1 protein-coding gene is annotated in these 1,271 nt (G+C 27.5%); it reads right to left on the bottom strand.

Going from position 1 to position 1,271, the window contains the following annotated elements; translation table 11 throughout:
* Positions 1 to 44: 44 nt before the first annotated feature.
* Positions 45 to 1,046, bottom strand: coding sequence for a transposase (locus OIU83_RS23515; RefSeq protein WP_264208706.1), 1,002 nt, complete (start codon positions 1,044 to 1,046; stop codon positions 45 to 47).
* Positions 1,047 to 1,271 lie beyond the last annotated feature (225 nt).

Below are 1,271 nucleotides of genomic sequence, written 5' to 3'. Positions count from 1 at the left end.
TTCTGAGCATTCTATGATAAAAAACAAGTAAAAAAGGTTAAAATTCAAGATGCAAATTTATAAGTATTTATATAAGGAGTTTCTCTAGCTATAACTGCAAAAACTCTGCTTATAAGTTTACATCTAATATTATTTAAAACCAACATTGAATTTTTACCTTCAAGTTTCTTCTTATTGTAGTATTCTTTTAATTGGGGATCATATTTTATTGTTGTCATAGCACACATTTGTAATAATGACTTCATTTTTTTATCTGCCATATGATTTACTCTTGTCCTTCCTTTTACACTCGAACCTGAACTATGTTCAAAAGGAGCAACACCTGAATAACAGGCGAATTGTCTCCAGCTTTTAAAAGCTGTAAATCCTTTTGTAGCAATAATCAAATACACGCTAGTTTGCTCGCCTAGTCCAGGAATTGATCTAATAAGTTGGACTTGTTTAGTTAATTGATTACTTACTTTAATGATTTTTTTAATTTTTGATTCAATTTTATGGATAGAGTTTTTAATCGATTTTACTAGAGCTAGATTAATTTGAGATACTTCTTTAAAGATTATTTTATCTGTAAAAGCTTTATTTTCCTTGGTAGTTTGTATGAGTAATAACGCTTTTAGCATTTTCTCTCTTTCAGTATAAAGAATTTTTAATTTTTGAATATCTATGCTTGTAAGAGTGAATAGTTTTAATTTATCTATGTTTCTATAACTATAGTAAGAAATATCTTTAGCATCAGTTTTATCATTTTTCCCTCTTGAAATACCTTTAGATTTTTTTATTTCAATAGCGGGAACAATCCATAAATCTAGATTAAGCTTAACTAAAACATTTGATAAATGATTGGTATAAACTCCTGTGTTTTCACAACAAAAAAGAGTATATTCTTTGTTGATTTTTTTACTCATATTCTTGATAAAAATAAAAATACTTTTAATATCATTCTCTATGATAAAATGCTCTGATTTAAGAGTTAAAACATCAAGAATGTTAATATCTAATTTAGCTTTTGATACATCAATGCCAACATAAAATAAATACTTTTTCATAACTTTGAATTTAAGATGAATAAAAATGTTGAACTTCTTTAGAGCCTTTATTAGACCGTCATGTCTATCATTCTATTTGAAGCAATTCAACGGGATTCAAGGAGAAGGCAGAGGACTAATGCTCAGAATAGTTCTTAACTAGCGGAGTCTTAAGTTCACCTCTGCTTTCCTTTGAATAAAATTAAAGTTTTTTATCTAATCCAAAGTAAAGGCGGAGTCGAAGAA

This window comes from Flavobacterium shii (assembly GCF_025847235.1).
Lineage (GTDB): Bacteria > Bacteroidota > Bacteroidia > Flavobacteriales > Flavobacteriaceae > Flavobacterium > Flavobacterium shii.
Note: the sequence above shows the minus strand (reverse complement) of the source record. Positions and strands in the feature narration are given on the sequence as shown.

Bases quoted from the DNA above. Each gene is read 5' to 3' on its own strand.
- OIU83_RS23515 (WP_264208706.1), bottom strand. From the start codon at position 1,046: ATGAAAAAGTATTTATTTTATGTTGGCATTGATGTATCAAAAGCTAAA.